We start from the raw sequence: 15,704 nt of genomic DNA, 5'->3' as shown, positions 1-15,704 counted from the left end.
GACCCCCTCGAAAGCGCCGGGCGCTTGCGGCCCCCTCGCCCACGGAGTGGGAGAGGGCGGGGGGTGAGGGACGGTGCAGGCCGGGAGCGTCAGTCGCGAGACCCCGAAGAGCGCTCAGGCCGTGCGACGGCCCTCACCCCCACCACTCTCCCGCGCAGCGGGAGAGGGGAATACGGAGAAAACATGACGAGATCGATCGAACTTCAGCAGGCGCCGCAGGCGGGCGACGCCGCCGCCGACGTCCTCCCCGCCGTCGACGCGCGCACCCAGGCCAAGGCCACCGATGCCGCCGTCAAGTTCGAGGCCTTCTTCATCAAGCAGATGATCAGCCAGATGCGCGCCGGCACGCGCGCGCTGGCCGACGAGGACAGTCCCGACAAGAAGCGCGTCAACCAGGACATGCTGGACCTGGCCGACGGCCTGGTGGCCGACACGCTGGCCCAGCAGCGCGCCTTCGGCATCGCGGACCTGATGCTCAGGCAGGTCCTGCCACAGGCCGCGCAGGCGCAGGCCGCCCGGGCCGCGGCCGGCGCGCCGGGCGCCGACTTAAGTTCCGGCGCCGCCGGGTCGCCTTCCCACGGGAAGACAGCGGCCTGATCGCCACCGGCCTCCCGCCGATGGCCTCACGCAAACGCCCGACGGCCCGGCCCGAGGGCCTCACGCACGAGCACCAGACACCATGAGCATGCTTCTCAACGGCCTCACCGGCGCCCAGGCCGCCCAGGCCGCGCTGACCGCCACCAGCCAGAACGTCGCCAACGCGATGACCCCGGGCTACACCCGCACGGGCGTGCTGCTGGGCTCGCTGCAGACGCCCACCGGCGGCGCGGGCGTGCAGGTCTCGGCGCTGCTGCGCTTCGCCGACAACTTCAAGAACGTGCAGCTCTGGCAGGCCACCAGCCAGCTGGGCCAGTACCAGGCCGGGCAGAACTACCTGACGCAGCTCGAGCAGGTCATGTCCGACGACACGGCCAACATCAACAACGGCATCGACCAGTTCTTCGCCGCGCTCAACGCCGCCAGCGTCCAGCCCGAATCGGGTCCGCTGCGCGAGGCGGTGATCACCGCCGCCGACGGCCTGGTCAAGCGCTTCGACTCGCTGCAGCAGCTCTTCGCCAACCAGCAGACCGCCATCGCCACGCAGCGCGACGGCGTCATCAACCAGGTCAACGCGCTGACCCAGGACATCGCGCTGCTGAACAAGCAGATCGCCGCGGGCCGCAGTGGCGGCACCAACGACGCCGGCCTGCAGGACGCGCGCGACGAGAAGATCAAGGCCCTGTCGGCCCTGGTGGGCGTGCAGGTGGTGGACACGCCGGACGGCGCCAAGAGCGTCTCGCTCAAGGGCGGCCAGCCGCTGGTGGTGGGCGCCGACGCGGCCACGCTGGCGGCCAACGGTCCGTCGCAGCTCACCGTCAACTTCGCCAGCACCTCGTTCAAGATGAGCGACGTGGGGCAGGGCGGCCAGCTGGGCGGCCTGGCCGACCTGCAGAAGCAGGTGCTGGGCCCGATGCAGACCTCGCTCCAGGAACTGGCCGTGGGCCTGGGCAACGCCTTCAACACGCAGCTGGCGGCCGGCTACGCGCCGCCGGCGGCCACGCCGGGCGCGCCGCTGTTCGACACCTCCGGCGGCCGGCTCAAGATGACCGGCATCACCGCCAGCCAGCTGGCCTTCTCCAGCAGCCCCACGGTCAGCGGCGACAGCGGCAACCTGAAGCTGCTGGTCGCGCTGAAGAACAAGCCGCTGACGATGACCACCTATGACTCGGCCGGCAACGCCGTGGGGACCGCGCAGGTCGTGACCGGCGACGTGTTCACGCAGCTGGTGGGCAAGCTGGGCGTGGCGAGCTCGCTGAACCAGGGCGCGCAGAAGACCGCAACCACGGTGCGCGACCAGGCGGAGGAGGACTGGAAGTCCAGCGCCGGCGTCAACAGCGACGAGGAGGCGATCAACCTCATGCAGTACCAGCAGATGTACCAGTCCAACATGAAGGTGGTGGCGGTGGCGAACCAGCTGTTCGACGCCACGCTGCAGATGCTGGGCTGAGCCCCGCGCGACGACTGAACCGACCGACCCCGAGACGCGAAGGACCGCCATGCGCATCGCCAGCAACCAGTACCACACGACGATGAACAGCGCGCTGCAGGCCGCCAACGAGGGCATCGCCAAGGCGATGAAGCAGATGGCGTCGGGTCAGCGCGTGCTGGTGCCCTCGGACGACAGCATCGCGGCGCTGCGCCTGGCGCGCCTGTCGCGCGACGAGGCCTCGCTGGGACAGTACCGCGACAACATCGGCGCGCTGCAGAGCCGGCTCAAGACCAGCGAGGTCACGCTGGACAGCATCAAGGAAGACCTGCAGGCCACGCGCGACCTGCTGGTGTGGGCGGCCGACGCGGGCAACACCGGGCCGGACCTGAACGCGATGTCGGGATCGCTCAAGACCCTGCACGACAGCCTGCTGTTCCTGGCCAACAGCAAGAACGCCGAGGGACGCTACCTGTTCTCCGGCACCGCCAGCGACCAGCCGACGGTGGATGCCGCCTACGCCTTCCAGGGCAACTCGCAGACGCAGGACGTGGCGGTGGCGGACAACATGACCGTCGCGGGCAACGTCTCGCTGGAGACCATGGGCAGCTTCCTGCAGCAGCTCAACGCGCTGCAGGGCCAGCTCGCGACGCCCGGCGTGACGGCCGACGGCGCGCATGCCAACGTGCAGGCCATGATCGACGCGCTGGACCAGCAGTTGAACGCGGTGTCCGGCAAGATCGGCCAGCTCGGCGGGCGTCAGAACATCCTGACCACGCTGGACTCGAACCACGCCTCGGTGAGCCTGGCGAACCAGCAGAGCGCCCTGGACATCGGCCAGATCGACTACGGCGAGGCCTCGACCCGCCTGAACAGCTACACGCTGGCGCTGCAGGCGACGCAGAAGGCCTACGCCAAGGTCAGCCAGCTGAGCCTGTTCGACGCGCTCTGATCGCGGCGCCTTCCCCGGCCTCGGCGCCTCTCCCACGACCGACTGAACGCCACCGCCGACCGCCCCTTCCGAACGACCTTCTCCGCGACGCTTTTCCACGATGCTGCCCGCCACCACCGGCTCGACCTCCACGACGTCCCCGTCCCATGCGCTGGCCGCGCCGGCGCAGCGCGGGCTGCTGAACGCGTCGGGGGACGCGCTGTCGCCCGGGGCGCAGCGCGCGGCCTGGTCCGGTGGCGCCGAGGCGGCCGGCCTCGCGACGCAGGCGTCGTCCGTCGCGGTCGCGACGCCGTCGCCCTCGACGCTCGCGCCGACGACCTTCGCGCCGACGCCGCTGCGCGGTGACGACGCCGCGCCCGCGGCGCGCGAGCCCGGCGCGCAAGGCCAGGTGGGCCGTCTTCAACAAGGCCTGGACTACCTCGATCGCCTCGCGGCGTCGATGCAGCAGCTCAAGGGCGGGCTGAGCGCCACGCTGGCGCGCCAGGCCGAGCCCACCGCCGCGCTGAACAGCCAGGTCGACCAGTTGCGCCAGCTGTGGTCGCAGCGCAGCCGCGACGCGGCCGGCCGGGTCGACGGCGACCTGCAGACCGCGCCGCAGGACGGCGCCTCGCGCCAGCGCTTCAAGCTGCGCGGGCTGGACCTGTCGGTGCTGGAGCAGGGCGGACGCGAGACGCTGCGCCTGCAACTGCCCGGGCAGTCGCAGGACGGCGGCAGCGGCAAGCCGGTGGCCATCGCGGTGACGCTGGACGGCGAGGGCACGCAGCAGCAGCTGCAGGCGCTGGCCAAGGCCCTGTCCCCCGCGGGCCTCACCGTGCAGACGCAGGGCCAGGAGATCGTGTTCAGCGTGTCGGAGTCGCAATGGCCGGCGCTGCGCGACGGCATGACGCTGCGCGGCGAGGGCAAGCGCTTCCCGAGCGGCCAGCCGGTGCGCGCGCTGCTGGATCCGGCGCCCGAGGCGATGCAGCCGCAGCGCTGGGACCTCAAGGATGCGGCGGGCCAGCGCCTGGCGCTGGGTCAGTTGCTGCAGGCCCAGCCCAAGCTCGCGCAGGCGCGCGAGCGCCTGAGCGAGCAGCTCGACGCCGTCGCCTCGCGCTCGGCCTCGGGCTTGGCGCCGGCGCAGGCCGGGGCCTTGGCGGACACCCTGTCGCGCTCGCTTTCCGGCGCGGAGTACACCGACGTCGGCGCGCTGCTGCCGGCGCTGCGCGGCATGCACCGCGATCGCGTGCGGCAGCTGCTGGCGGGCTGAGCGGCCCTCGACCTCATCGTGACGCCGCCTTGACGGCGTCCTGCGAGGCTGTCGCCGACGCAGGCGACGGTGGCCTGAGGAAAGGCACCTCGACGTGACGCTCCGGCGCGGTATCGTGCGCCGCCAAGGGAGCGAAGCATGAAACAGAACACTCGTCGGCTGGCGCGTGTCGCCGTCGGCCTGGGCACCGTGATCGGTGCCGCGATCGGCGTCCTGAGCAGCGTCGGTGTCGCGCAGGCGCAGACCGCCTCGGGCTGCCAGAGCGTCTACCTCGACCCGCAGAAGCGGTTCCCGCGCAACGAGGCGCCGGCGGCCGCGACTGTCGAGCCGCTGCCGACCGGGCAGGCGCTCGGACCGGTGAGCTACAAGCCGCGCGGCAGCACGACGGCGATCCCGCTCGAGGACTACTTCGGCAAGTTCTGCACGACCGGCTTCCTGGTGATGCATGAGGGCCAGATCGTCTACGAGCGCTATCTGCAGCATGCGCAGCCCACGACCTCGCTGCTGTCGGCGTCGATGTCCAAGACCGTCCTGTCGCTGCTGATCGGCATCGCGATCGGCGAGGGCAGGCTGTCGCTCGACGAGCGCGTGGCGGCCGTCTTGCCGGACTTCCGCGACAGCGCCTTCGCCGACGACACGGTGGAAGACCTGCTGCGCATGAGCTCGGGCGTCGCGCTGAAGAATTCGTTCCGGCCGGGCGAGACCTCGGACAACCAGGCGACGAATCCCATGATCGAACCGCTCACCGACGTGCGGGCCTACCTCGCGGCGAAGAAGGACAAGGATCCGGCGGGCAAGGTCTTCAACTACAACGGCGCGGTGACGGCGGTGCTGGGGCTGATGCTCAGCGAGCGCACCGGCATGAGCAACACCGACTACCTCGCCAAGCGGCTGTGGGCGCCGATGGGCGCGCAGGCGCCGGCCTACTGGGTCAAGAACCGCGCGGGGCAGGAGGGCGTGCAAGGGCAGTTCGTCGCGTCGCTGCGGGACTATGCGCGGCTGGGACTGCTCCTCATGAACGGCGGCCGCGTGGGCGAGCGCCAGGTCGTGCCCCAGGCCTGGATCGAGCAGATGACGACGCTGCGTCGCGACAAGCCGCAGCCGGCCAAGGTGCCGTACTACGGACTGCACATCTGGATCCCGCAGGTGGCGGGCGGCCGGTCCTTCGCATGGGGCACGAACGGGCAGAACATCTTCGTCGACCCGATCGCGAAGGTCGTGATCGTGCACACGGGCAACAGCCCGGACGCGGAGTTCAACGGGAACGATCACCTGTTCCCGCTGCGGGACGCGATCACGGCGGCGCTGACGGCGGAGAGGAAATAGAAAGGCGGTCCGACGTCGACATCGACGCTCAGCCGAACGCCGTGTCCATGAAGTCGGCAACCCGTCGGGCGACGACGTCATGCGACCGCGCGAGAGCCGCATCGGCCGCATCGCCCGTCAGCCCCGGGGTCCCGAAGCCGTGATCGCCGTCCACCACGGCGACGCGCATGGCCGCCGTCGAGGCGGTCGCGAATCGATGAAGGTCGCGCGGATCGCAATACGGGTCCTGGTCGCCGCTGACGAGCAGCGAGGGACGGTGGTCGGCCCGGAGCTCGCCGTAGTACCGTTCGGCGCCGTCGGTCGTCGCGAGGGGGGCGGCACCGGGCTGCGACAGCAGCGGCGTCAGCAGGACCGCGCCAGCGAGCAAGGCATCGGCCGCGAAGGCACGCGCGGCGACGACGGAGCCCATCGACTTGCCCGCGACGACCAGGCGATCCGTCCGTAGACGCGCGTCGTCACGCGCGAACGCGATGACCGCCTGCAGCTCCGCGAGCTCGACCGACAGGTCGTCGGAGGGCGCCCCTTTCGGCGTCACGTCGAGATAGGCCCAGTTGAAGCGGAGGACCGCGATGCCGCGCTCGCACAGCACCCGGGCGAGGCGATCCATCAGGGGCTTGCGCAGGTGGTAGCTGGCGCCAGGCGCGAGCACGAGGGTGGGCACAGGGTCCTGCCGTCCGGCGGGCATGTCGAGAAGGAGGGAGGCTGGCAGTGGCGTCGGCATTGGCGGGTGGACCTCGGTGGCTCGGCCCCCTCGGGGGCGCGGTGGCTGATTCTCCGCGCACGCCCGGCGTCCGCGCGCCCCACCTGATTGAGGGGCGCCGCACCCGGGCGAGACACCTGCGCGAGCGCCGCATGCTCCAATCGCCGCCATGCGCATCGCTCCCCACCCCATGGCCCTGGCGCCGGTGCTGGCCCTCGGCCTGCTGTTCTCGTCCGCCGTGCTGGCCGTGCCGGCCACCGGCAAGTCCGAGGTGGCGCCCGTCGAGGTGCAGCCCAAGGGCCTGCTGGCGGTCACGCCCATCTTCGGCGAGGTCTTCGCCCAGCGACTGCCGCAGGCCTTCAAGCCGCAGGCGGAGACCACGCAAGGGCAGATGTACATGCGGGCGATGGTCCTGGCCACCGACCCCGACCAGGGGCCGTGGACGCAGCGCGTGCTGCTGACCGCGATCAAGGATGGCGCCTCGCTGCCCAACGCCTCGGCGAAGACCTATGCGCTGTTCATCGCCAAGGGCTTCAAGGACGCCTGCCCGACGACCTTCACCGGCGGCGAGATGAGCCAGGGGCGGACCGAGACCGGTCACGAGACCTATGTCATGGCGTTGGCCTGCGGCAGCCACTCGCTGACCTCGGACAAGAAGCCGACCAGCGAGATCACCGTCGTCGCCACCTTCAAGGGCGACAAGAACATGTACAGCCTGCAATGGGGCTCGCGCGCCGCGCCGATGAATCGCGAGCCGGTGCTGGACCAGGCGCTGCTGCAGAAGCGGCTCGCCGAGATGACCCCGGTCCGCATCTGCCGCCTCGTCGAGGGCGAGCAGGCGCCGTTCCCGAGCTGCGTGGGCAAGCTGGGCGGCAAGGCGGCCAGCAAGCCGCGCTGACCGGGACGCGTGCCGATCGGGGCTGACCAGGCACCCCTCCCGCAGCGTTGGCACCGCAGGTTCATGGCGGCGATCGCGGCGCGAGGCCGCGGATCGCCGAAGCGCGCTCAGGCGGCGTTCGTCACCGCGCGGGCCGCGTCCAGCTGCGCGCGCAGCGTGGCGATCTCGGCGGCGAAGTTGTCGCGGGCGGTGGTGGCGCCGACCAGCTCCATCTCCGCCGCGAGGCGTGCGTCGGATTCGGTGGCGGAGGTCGCCACCTGGCGTTCCAGCTGCTTGCGCAGGTCGGCCAGCTGCGAGTCCTTGCCCGCGATGGCCAACTGATCCTTGGCCTTGCCCACCAGCGCGTCCGACGCGATGTCGCGCGCATGGCGCAGCTCGACGGTGAGGCGCTCGATGGCCGCGTCGCGCTCGGCCAGCTTGGCCAGCGCCTGATCGCGGTCCTCGGTCACCTGCGCGAGCTGCGTGCCCAGCGACTCGCGCTCGGCCTCGGACTGCTGGCTCGCGTGCAGCGCCGAGGCCAGATCGCTCTCGGTGCGGGACAGGCTGTCGCGCAGGGGCGCCGAGGCGTTCTCCATGACCTGCCGGGCCCAGTCGCCCAAGGCGGCGATGACCGCCTCGGGCACCTCCACGCCGACGGTGTCGTGGGGGCGCGCGGCGAGGGAGGGATCCAGGGGCGTGAGTGCTTGGCCAGACATGTCGATTTCCAGAGAGAGGCGGGGGCCGTCGATGCGACCGTCGGAAATGAAAAGGCGACCGCCTCGGGTCGCCGCTTAAGCCGATCGCGCCATCGCGGCGCCCGGTCGTGCAATCGTGCTCAATCCACCAGGATGTTCTTGTTCTTGAGCGTCAGGTGGATCTTGTCGCCGATGGTGTCCTTGTTGAACGGCTTGACCACGTAGCCCGACGCGCCGAGCTGGGCCGCGCGGATGATGTCCTCCTTGCGGCCCTCGGCGGTGACCAGCAGCACGGGCAGCGCCCGTATCGGGTCGCTCTCGGGCTTGCCGCGCAGCGCGGCCAGGAACTCGAAGCCGTTCATCACCGGCATGTTCACGTCGCTCAGCACGAAGTGCACCGGCTCGCCCGAGTCGGCGGCGCCCTCGATCACGCGCAGCGCGACCTTGCCGTCCTCCGCTTCCAGGATCTTCTTGAAGCCGAGCTCCCGCAGCAGGCCCGCGATGATGCGGCGCATGGTCGAGAAATCGTCCACCACCAGAAAACAGAACTCTTCGCGCTTGATCGTCGTGACCATGTCCAACTCCGTGAGGCCGGAATCGTAGCCTGAACGTTCTCCCACGCACCGCCGGAAGGGGCGATACCCGCGCCCTCACGCTCCCGCGTTGCCGCGCCCGTCGATATCCACCAAACGCCCATCACGATGCCCCCTCGCCCGCTTGCGGGAGAGGGTCGGGGTGAGGGTCTCCGGGGTCCCGGCCCGTCAGATCTTCGTATCCCACGCCTTCGACAGCCGCATCGCCCCGTTGATGATGCCGACCATCGAATACGTCTGGGGGAAGTTCCCCCACAGCTCCCCCGTGACGGGATGGGTGTCCTCCGACAGCAGCCCCAGGTGATTCCGCGACGCCAGCAGCGCCTCGAAGATCTCCCGGGCCTGATCGACCCGCCCGATGCGCGCCAGCGCGTCGATGCGCCAGAACGCGCAGATGTTGAACGAGGTCTCCGGCTTGCCGAAGTCGTCCGGCGCCTCGTAGCGCCGCATGTAAGGCCCGTCGCAGAGCGTCGCCTCCAGCGCGTCCACCGTGCTGACGAAGCGCGGATCGCGCGGATCGATGAAGCCGACCTCGGCCATCAGCAGCACGCTCGCGTCCAGGTCCTTGCCGCCGAAGCTCTCGACGAAGGCCTGGCGCTGCTCGCTCCACGCGTTGTCCAGAATCTTGCGCTTGATCAGGTCGGCCCGTTCGCGCCAGGTCGTCGCCCGCTCCGGCAGCTTGAGCTGCAGCGCGATCTTGGCGAGCCGGTCGCAGGCGGCCCAGTTCATCAGCACCGACGAGGTGTGCACCCGCGAGCGCGTGCGCAGCTCCCACATGCTCGCGTCGGGCTGGTCGTGGATGGCGAAGGCGCGCTCGCCCGCGCGCTCGAGCAGCGCGAACTCGTCGGCGCCCGCGCGCTGGTGCAAGCGGTGATCGAAGAAGGCCTGCGCCGAGCCGAGCACGATGTTGCCGTAGACGTCGTGCTGGAAGTGCTCGTAGGCCTGGTTGCCGACGCGCACCGGCCCCATCCCGCGATAGCCGCGCAGGTGCGGGATCATGTACTCGGTGAGCTTGCTCTCGAGCCCGATCCCGTACAGCGGCTGCACATGGCCGTCGTGCGACTGCGCCACCACGTTGCGCAGCCAGCGCAGGTAGTCCTCCATCGTGCCCGTCTCGGACAGGCTGTTGAGCGCCCGCACCACGAAGAACGCGTCGCGCAGCCAGCAGTAGCGGTAGTCCCAGTTGCGCTGCGTGCCGGGGGCCTCGGGGATGCTCGTCGTCATCGCGGCGACGATGGCGCCGGTCTCCTCGAACAGGCAGAGCTTGAGCGTGATCGCCGCGCGGATCACCGCCTCCTGCCACTCCAGCGGGATCGCCAGACGACGGGTCCAGTCGCGCCAGTAGTTGACGGTCTTCTCCTCCAGCGTCCGGGCCGCGTCCTCGACCGCGCGGTCCAGGGTCTCGTCGGGGCCGAAGATGAAGCTCATCGGCATGTCCAGCGCGAAGGGCGTCTCGTCGTGGACGTAGGTGAGCGGGGCGTTGGTGGTCAGGCGGATGGTGAAGTCCGGTCCGACGAAGCGCAGGTGGTTGCTGCCCCGCGTGCGAGACGGTTGCGCCGAGCCCCACTGGATCACCGGCCGGAGCACCACGCGGATGCGCGGATGTCCCTGCAGCGGCCGGATGCGTCGCACCAGCATCTCGGGCCGGAAGGGGCGGTCGTAGAGGAAGAAGCGCGGCATGAAATCGACGATCTCGATCGCGTTGCCGTGCAGGTCGTAGAGCCGCGTGCGCAGCACCGCGGTGCCGTGGCGGTACTCCTGCTCGCTGTGAGAGAAGTCCTCCAGCATGACCTGGAAGGTGCCGTCGGGGCCGATGCCTTCGGGCGAATCGATCAGCGCGTTGAACACTGGGTCGCCGTCGAAGCGTGGCGCGCAGGCCCAGACGACGCGGGCGCGATCGTCGATCAGCGCGCTCACCGCGCAGTTGCCGATCAGTCCCAGCTTCAGCGATGCCGCTTCCATGCGTGTGCTCCTCTTCTCGCGATGGGGAGGCCCGGCCCCGCCCGGCGGCAGGAACGGACCGGTCGCGCAGCGCGGCAAGAAGCGCTCCCGCGGGGGCGCAAGAGCCCGAAGACCCTCACCCCAACCCTCTCCCGCAAGCGGGAGAGGGGGCAGCCATCGCGCTCTCGCAAGCGGGAGAGGGGGCCGCCAGCGCGCTCTCGCAAGCGGGCGAGGGGGCCAAGAGAGCTCCTCTCCCATGAAGTGGGAGAGGGGTTGGGGTGAGGGCCGTCGCCCACCAGAGCCTGTCTTACTCCCTCGCCCGCTGCGCGGGAGTGGGGCAGGGGAGAGAGTCGTGGCATGCCAGAACCGTCTTGCCCCCTCGCCCGCTTGCGGGAGAGGGTAGGGGTGGGGGTCTTCGGGGTCTAGCGCGCGACCGTGGGAGCGGCGCCACGCAGGAAGAACAGCACCACCACCGCCGTCAACACCGTCACCAGGGCCAGTCCTTGCGCCAGCTGCGAGAACGCCTGCTCATAAGCCACCACGACGTCCGCGGACGACATTGCCGCATGAACTGCCGTTGCTTCGCCCAGCCGCCCGGTCGCGAGCAGCGGCGCCGCCGCCTGCATCTCCGCCGGCAACCGCGCCGCGATCAACGCGCTCAGCGTCGATCCCACGATCGCCAGCGCCACGCCTTCGCCAGCCACGCGGACCGTGCTGAAGATCCCCGCCGCCATTCCCGCGCGCTGCGGTGGCACGACGCTCACCGCGAGGCCGTCCATCAGCCCCCACGGCCCGCTGATGCCGATGCCGATCAGCGCCATCGCGGGGAGGGCCTCGATCCCGCCGGTCGCCCGCGACAGCCACCAGAGCCCCGCCGCCGCGACCAGCAGCCCCGCGCCGCACAGGGTCGAGGGCGAGCACCACCGCGTCGCGCGTCCGGCCACCAGCGGCAGCACCAGCAGCGGCGCCGACAGCGCCGCGATCAGCCAACCGGTGAGCGACGCGGACAAGCCCTCGATGCCGGCGAAGCGGATCGGCAGCATCACCAGCAGCACGACGAAGGCATAGGCCGGCGCGGCGGCCAGCAGCTGGATGCCGATGAAGCGCCGGTAACGGAACAGCGAGAGGTCCAGCATCGGCGCGGGACTGCGGTGCTCGATGCGGGCGAAGACGATGAAGAGCATCAGCGAGGCGACCAGCCCGGCGACGACGCCCGCATCCGACCAGCCGCGCTCCGACGCGTGCAGCACGGCCCAGGTCAGCGCCGACAGCGCCGTCGTGAACAGCGCGGCGCCGGGCCAGTCGAAGGCGGCCACCTGGTCGTCGCGCGACTCGCGCAGCGCGCCGGCGCCGATGAACAGGGCGATCGCCTGGGTCGCCATCACCAGCACGAAGATCGCGCGCCAGCCGAAGGCCGTCGACAGAAAGCCCGCGGAGATCGGCCCCAGGACCAGGCCGATGCCGAAGCTCGTCCCCAGCCAGCTGAAGGCCCGCGTGCGGGCGGGGCCGTCGAACTCCTGCGCGAGCAGCGCGGCGCCGCTGCTGAGGATCGCCGCCCCTGCCAGTCCTTGCAGGCCGCGCAGCAGGTTGAAGGCCCACATCGCCTGCGCCACCGGCAGCAGCGCCGAGGCGATCAGGAAGAGCAGGGCGCCCGCGCGGAAGACGCGGCGACGGCCGATGCGATCGGCCAGCGCGCCCGCCGCCAGCATGAAGCCGCCGAAGGTCAGCATGAAGGCGTTGGTCACCCAGGCCAGCGCGGCCGCCGAGGCGCCCAGGTCGTCGGCGATGCCGCCGAGCGCGACCGCCGCGCCGGTGAAGACCATCGGCATCGTCGCCGAGGCCATGCAGACGGACGCGAGCACGCGACCTTGGCGCGCGGTCTCGGCGCGGCCGGTGGCGAGCGCCGATACGGCGGGCGGGACGGCGGCCGAAACGGTCGGCGAGACGGTGTGCGAGACAGTCGGTGGGGCGTGTGGCGCAACGGCAGGCGAAGCAGCGTGCGGAACGAAGGTGGCGGTCGGGAGGGAGGATGAGGCGGAGGCGGGGTGGGAAGTCGTGGAGCTCATGGCGCCGATCAGGTCGAGTCAATCTCGCGATTGAAGATACGATCGATCGATTGATTGAAAAACAGGCCTTGATTCCAATCACTCTGGAAGGAAAGGATGGAATCGAGGCCGCAGAATCCCCACGCGATGGATCCTTCCTCCGGCTTTTCCGGCCTGCTGGCCTTCGTCCGCACCGCCGATCTGGGCAGCTTCGTCGCGGCGGGGCGGGTGCTGGGCATCTCGGCCTCGGCGGTGGGCAAGGCGGTGACGCGGCTGGAGCAGGAGCTCGGCGTGCGCCTGCTCCAGCGCAGCACGCGCAAGCTCGCGCTGACCGAGGAGGGGCGCCAGTTCCACGAGCGCTGCCGGCGCATCCTCGACGACCTGGAGGACGCCAAGGCCTCGGTCGCGCATGCGACCGCCGCGCCGCGCGGCCGGCTGCGCATCAGCGTCCCCATCGTCGCCTACCACCTGCTGCTGCCGCTGCTGCCGGAGTTCCTCGGCCGCTATCCCGAGATCGAGCTCGACATCGACTTCAACGACCGCCTCGTCGATCTGATCGAGGAGGGCGTGGACCTGGCGATCCGCAGCGGCGACCTGGGCGATTCACGCTTCGTCAGCCTGCCGCTGCGGCCCTACCGCCTGCTGCTGTGCGCCTCGCCCGACTACCTCGCGCGCCGCGGGGAGCCGCGCCATGTCGAGGACCTCGCCGCCCATGACGGGATCCGCTTTCGCTTCCCCAACTCGAGGCGTCTGCAGACCTGGCCGCTCGTGCCGGCGAGCGACAAGGGCATCGCGGACATGGTGCTCTCCGAGACCCCGCCCGAGCCGCGGCTGCGGCGCTCGCTGGTCTTCAACAACATGGAGGCGGTGCGCGGCGCGGCGCTCGCCGGCCTGGGCATCGCCTGCCTGCCCGACTTCCTCGCGCGGGAGACGTTGCGGGAGGGCCGGCTGCGCCGCGTGGTCGCGCTCCACGACCAGCCCGCCGGCCGCTTCCACGCGGTGTGGCCGACCAGCCGGCATCTGTCGCCCAAGGTGCGGGCCTTCGTGGACTTCCTGAAGGAGCGGCTGCGGGACGAATGAGCGCGGAGCGCTCAGCCGCGTGCCGGGTCTTGCCTGAAGAACTCGACGAAGAGCCGGTACAGCCGCGGCTGCTCGGCGAGCAGCTCGCGTGGCGCGACGAAGAAGGCTTCGACGGCGACGGCGTAGAACTCCTCCAGCGAGCTCTCGCCATAGGGGTCGATGAGCGTGGGCGCGCCCGCGTCGACCTGGCCGCAGAACCAGTCCCATTCGGCCTCCATCGTGGCCTGCCAACGCGCACGCAAGGCCTTGTCCGCGATCGGCGGCAGGCCCTCCGCGCCCTCCGGGGCGTCCATCGTGAAGATGTGGGCGAACTCGTGGATCACGACGTTGTAGACCGGATCCATGCCCTCCAGACGGTGGGCGGCCTCGGGGGTGATCTCGTTCCAGGCCAGCATCATCGGCCCGGCGCCGGGGGCCTCGCCGACCACCGGTTCCTCGTAGACCTGGACCACGCCGTCCTCATCCATGACCTCGCGCGTCGCCACGACCTCGCCCTCATGGACCACGATCACGAGGAAGCGGTCATACCAGTCCAGCCCCAATCGCAGCACCGGCAGGCAGGCCTGTGCGGCGATGGCCACGGCCATCTCGTCGGTCACCGCCAAGCCGCGCGCGCCGTGGAATTCCTTCGAGGCCAGGAACAGCGAGCACAGCCGCCGGAGCTCGGCGCGATCGGCGTCGTCGCGGCGCGCAAGAAAGGGGTAGTGGGCGAGCGTCAGCTGCCACAGCGGTTCGGCGATGGCGAAGCGCTCGAGCAGCTTGCGCTCGCGGTGCTCGCGCCAGCGCTGGAGCAGGCCGCCGATCATCGCGGTGTCGCGCCGCCGGACGTGGTGGAGTCCGGGACAGGCAGGCGGGTGGGCGCATGCGTGTGCGAGCCGGTCGCGGCCGGCGCCTGCGTGAGCGGCTCGATGCGACGCAGGCCGTCGGCGTCGATCACCAGCACGTCGCCGCGGGCGGGACCGTGGGCGCCGTCGTAGTCCCAATCGGACAGCACGGCGCGCGTCAGTCCCCCGCCCAGGTCATGGGTGAACGGGCGGTGCGTGTGGCCGTGGATCAGCGTGTCGCAGCCGGAGGCGCGCAGCCAAGCGCGCGCGGCGTCGTCGTCCACGTCGGCCCAGGTCGATGGATCCGACTGATGCAGGCGGCTCTTCGCCCGGAGATGCCGGGCCAGCGCGCGACGCGCGAAGAGCGGTAGCGCGCGCAGGGCCGCGAGGACCTCGGGCCGACGCACCACCGCGCGGGCGCGCAGGTAGCCGACGTCGCCCAGGCAGAGCTGGTCGCCATGGCTCAGCAGCCAGCCGCGGCCGAAGGCGTTCAGCCGCGTGGGATCCGCGAGCAGCCGCATGCCGGCATCCGCCGCCATCGGCTCGCCCAGGGCGAAATCGCGGTTGCCGTGCATGAAGAAGAGGGCGAGCGGCCGGCCGTCCGCGCGGCCGTGGCCGCTGGCGGTGTCGTGCAGCAGTTGCAGCGCGTGCTGCTCGAAGGTGTCGGCCTGCCAGCGCGCGTCGTCGCCGATCCAGGCCTCGAAGATGTCGCCGAGCAGGATGACCGCGTCGGCGGGCGTCGCCGCGAGATGGCCTCGCAGGCGCGCCAGCGTCGCCGGCATGTCCGGCGACAGGTGCAGGTCCGACAGCAGGTCGATCCGCCGCCAGCCCGGCGCCGCGTCCAGCGACGTCAGCGGGCCCGGCAGCGGGAAGTCAGCAGCGGACCTCGGGATCACTCGACCGCGACGGCGCGCTCGATGATGACCGGATCGACCGGCACGTCGTCATGGAAGCCCGAGCGGCCGGTCTTGACCTTCTCGATCTTGTCCACGATGTCCTGGCCGCCGATGACCTTGCCGAACACGGCGTAGCCCCAGCCGGACGGGGACTCGCTCTTGAAGTTCAGGAAGTCGTTGTCGACCGTGTTGATGAAGAACTGCGCGCTGGCGGAATGCGGCGCGTTCGTGCGGGCCATGGCCAGCGTGTACTTGTCGTTCTTCAGGCCGTTGTTGGCTTCGTTCTGGATCGGGGCGTCCGTGTCCTTCTGGCGCATGCCGACCTCGAAGCCGCCGCCCTGGGCCATGAAGCCCTTGATGACGCGGTGGAAGATGGTGCCGTCGTAGTGACCCTTGGCGACGTAGGCCAGGAAGTTGGCCACGGTGCCCGGGGCCTTGACGTCATCCAGTTCGATCGTGATCAGACCGTGGTTCGTGTGCAGTTCGACTTTCTTGCTCATGCT

General features: G+C 70.8%; 15 protein-coding genes. 7 read left to right on the top strand and 8 right to left on the bottom strand.

The window, feature by feature from the left end:
* Positions 1-183: 183 nt before the first annotated feature.
* The 5 genes from MCHT01_RS19590 (at position 184) to MCHT01_RS19570 (ending at position 5,550) form a co-directional block, all read left to right on the top strand.
* The gene (locus tag MCHT01_RS19590) at positions 184-597 is read left to right on the top strand and encodes a hypothetical protein (protein ID WP_174549070.1); all 414 of its coding nucleotides are present in this window, start codon (positions 184-186) and stop codon (positions 595-597) included.
* A gap of 82 nt (positions 598-679) precedes the next feature.
* Positions 680-2,047, top strand: a complete 1,368-nt coding sequence (flgK, locus tag MCHT01_RS19585) for a flagellar hook-associated protein FlgK (RefSeq protein ID WP_067067672.1) — start codon at positions 680-682, stop codon at positions 2,045-2,047.
* A 49-nt stretch (positions 2,048-2,096) separates the two neighbouring features.
* On the top strand, positions 2,097-2,978 hold the full coding sequence (locus MCHT01_RS19580) for a flagellin N-terminal helical domain-containing protein (protein ID WP_067067670.1): 882 nt from the start codon (positions 2,097-2,099) through the stop codon (positions 2,976-2,978).
* 100 nt (positions 2,979-3,078) lie between these two features.
* Complete coding sequence (locus tag MCHT01_RS19575) at positions 3,079-4,224, top strand: hypothetical protein (RefSeq protein WP_067067668.1); 1,146 nt, start codon at positions 3,079-3,081, stop codon at positions 4,222-4,224.
* 138 nt (positions 4,225-4,362) lie between these two features.
* A complete protein-coding gene (locus MCHT01_RS19570; RefSeq protein WP_067067665.1) occupies positions 4,363-5,550 on the top strand; it encodes a serine hydrolase domain-containing protein in 1,188 nt (395 codons plus the stop codon).
* Between the two features lie 28 nt (positions 5,551-5,578).
* Here MCHT01_RS19570 and MCHT01_RS19565 read toward each other — a convergent pair whose 3' ends face one another.
* Positions 5,579-6,271, bottom strand: a complete 693-nt coding sequence (locus MCHT01_RS19565) for an alpha/beta family hydrolase (protein ID WP_148661623.1) — start codon at positions 6,269-6,271, stop codon at positions 5,579-5,581.
* Positions 6,272-6,419: 148 nt separating this feature from the next.
* On the opposite strand from MCHT01_RS19565, the gene MCHT01_RS19560 reads away from it, so the two are divergent.
* On the top strand, positions 6,420-7,148 hold the full coding sequence (locus tag MCHT01_RS19560; RefSeq protein ID WP_067067660.1) for a hypothetical protein: 729 nt from the start codon (positions 6,420-6,422) through the stop codon (positions 7,146-7,148).
* Between the two features lie 107 nt (positions 7,149-7,255).
* Here MCHT01_RS19560 and MCHT01_RS19555 read toward each other — a convergent pair whose 3' ends face one another.
* The 4 genes from MCHT01_RS19555 to MCHT01_RS19540 all read right to left on the bottom strand — a co-directional run bounded on the left by MCHT01_RS19555 (position 7,256) and on the right by MCHT01_RS19540 (position 12,218).
* Positions 7,256-7,843: a hypothetical protein gene (locus tag MCHT01_RS19555; RefSeq protein ID WP_067067657.1), complete on the bottom strand. Its 588-nt coding sequence runs from the start codon at positions 7,841-7,843 to the stop codon at positions 7,256-7,258.
* 119 nt (positions 7,844-7,962) lie between these two features.
* Complete coding sequence (locus MCHT01_RS19550) at positions 7,963-8,397, bottom strand: response regulator (protein ID WP_067067654.1); 435 nt, start codon at positions 8,395-8,397, stop codon at positions 7,963-7,965.
* 186 nt (positions 8,398-8,583) lie between these two features.
* Positions 8,584-10,377, bottom strand: coding sequence for a glycoside hydrolase family 15 protein (locus MCHT01_RS19545; protein WP_084453027.1), 1,794 nt, complete (start codon positions 10,375-10,377; stop codon positions 8,584-8,586).
* 401 nt (positions 10,378-10,778) lie between these two features.
* Complete coding sequence (locus MCHT01_RS19540) at positions 10,779-12,218, bottom strand: MFS transporter (RefSeq protein ID WP_067067651.1); 1,440 nt, start codon at positions 12,216-12,218, stop codon at positions 10,779-10,781.
* Between the two features lie 330 nt (positions 12,219-12,548).
* Between MCHT01_RS19540 and MCHT01_RS19535 the strand changes: the two genes are divergently transcribed.
* Positions 12,549-13,481, top strand: a complete 933-nt coding sequence (locus MCHT01_RS19535) for a LysR family transcriptional regulator (RefSeq protein ID WP_067067649.1) — start codon at positions 12,549-12,551, stop codon at positions 13,479-13,481.
* Positions 13,482-13,492: 11 nt separating this feature from the next.
* On the opposite strand, the gene MCHT01_RS19530 is transcribed toward MCHT01_RS19535, so the two are convergent.
* From MCHT01_RS19530 to MCHT01_RS19520, 3 genes are read right to left on the bottom strand one after another with little or no spacing between them, the layout of a single operon-like run.
* The gene (locus MCHT01_RS19530) at positions 13,493-14,287 is read right to left on the bottom strand and encodes a M90 family metallopeptidase (RefSeq protein ID WP_067067646.1); all 795 of its coding nucleotides are present in this window, start codon (positions 14,285-14,287) and stop codon (positions 13,493-13,495) included.
* Positions 14,284-15,198 carry a UDP-2,3-diacylglucosamine diphosphatase gene (locus tag MCHT01_RS19525; protein ID WP_439956180.1) on the bottom strand — a complete coding sequence of 305 codons (915 nt, stop codon included), beginning with the start codon at positions 15,196-15,198 and terminating at the stop codon, positions 14,284-14,286. The genes MCHT01_RS19530 and MCHT01_RS19525 overlap by 4 nt, the downstream gene beginning before the upstream one ends.
* Positions 15,198-15,701, bottom strand: coding sequence for a peptidylprolyl isomerase (locus MCHT01_RS19520; RefSeq protein ID WP_067067643.1), 504 nt, complete (start codon positions 15,699-15,701; stop codon positions 15,198-15,200). The genes MCHT01_RS19525 and MCHT01_RS19520 overlap by 1 nt, the downstream gene beginning before the upstream one ends.
* Between the last annotated feature and the right edge of the window lie 3 nt (positions 15,702-15,704).

The organism is Mitsuaria chitosanitabida ATCC BAA-476 = NBRC 102408, assembly GCF_001598255.1.
In the GTDB taxonomy this organism is placed as follows: Bacteria; Pseudomonadota; Gammaproteobacteria; order Burkholderiales; family Burkholderiaceae_C; genus Roseateles; species Roseateles chitosanitabidus.
This window is presented reverse-complemented; position numbering and strand designations above follow the sequence as displayed.

Bases quoted from the DNA above. Each gene is read 5' to 3' on its own strand.
- MCHT01_RS19575 (WP_067067668.1), top strand. From the start codon at position 3,079: ATGCTGCCCGCCACCACCGGCTCGACCTCCACGACGTCCCCGTCCCAT.
- MCHT01_RS19590 (WP_174549070.1), top strand. From the start codon at position 184: ATGACGAGATCGATCGAACTTCAGCAGGCGCCGCAGGCGGGCGACGCC.
- flgK (WP_067067672.1), top strand. From the start codon at position 680: ATGAGCATGCTTCTCAACGGCCTCACCGGCGCCCAGGCCGCCCAGGCC.
- MCHT01_RS19555 (WP_067067657.1), bottom strand. From the start codon at position 7,843: ATGTCTGGCCAAGCACTCACGCCCCTGGATCCCTCCCTCGCCGCGCGC.
- MCHT01_RS19570 (WP_067067665.1), top strand. From the start codon at position 4,363: ATGAAACAGAACACTCGTCGGCTGGCGCGTGTCGCCGTCGGCCTGGGC.
- MCHT01_RS19545 (WP_084453027.1), bottom strand. From the start codon at position 10,377: ATGGAAGCGGCATCGCTGAAGCTGGGACTGATCGGCAACTGCGCGGTG.
- MCHT01_RS19520 (WP_067067643.1), bottom strand. From the start codon at position 15,701: ATGAGCAAGAAAGTCGAACTGCACACGAACCACGGTCTGATCACGATC.
- MCHT01_RS19560 (WP_067067660.1), top strand. From the start codon at position 6,420: ATGCGCATCGCTCCCCACCCCATGGCCCTGGCGCCGGTGCTGGCCCTC.
- MCHT01_RS19565 (WP_148661623.1), bottom strand. From the start codon at position 6,271: ATGCCGACGCCACTGCCAGCCTCCCTCCTTCTCGACATGCCCGCCGGA.
- MCHT01_RS19580 (WP_067067670.1), top strand. From the start codon at position 2,097: ATGCGCATCGCCAGCAACCAGTACCACACGACGATGAACAGCGCGCTG.
- MCHT01_RS19530 (WP_067067646.1), bottom strand. From the start codon at position 14,287: ATGATCGGCGGCCTGCTCCAGCGCTGGCGCGAGCACCGCGAGCGCAAG.
- MCHT01_RS19535 (WP_067067649.1), top strand. From the start codon at position 12,549: ATGGATCCTTCCTCCGGCTTTTCCGGCCTGCTGGCCTTCGTCCGCACC.
- MCHT01_RS19550 (WP_067067654.1), bottom strand. From the start codon at position 8,397: ATGGTCACGACGATCAAGCGCGAAGAGTTCTGTTTTCTGGTGGTGGAC.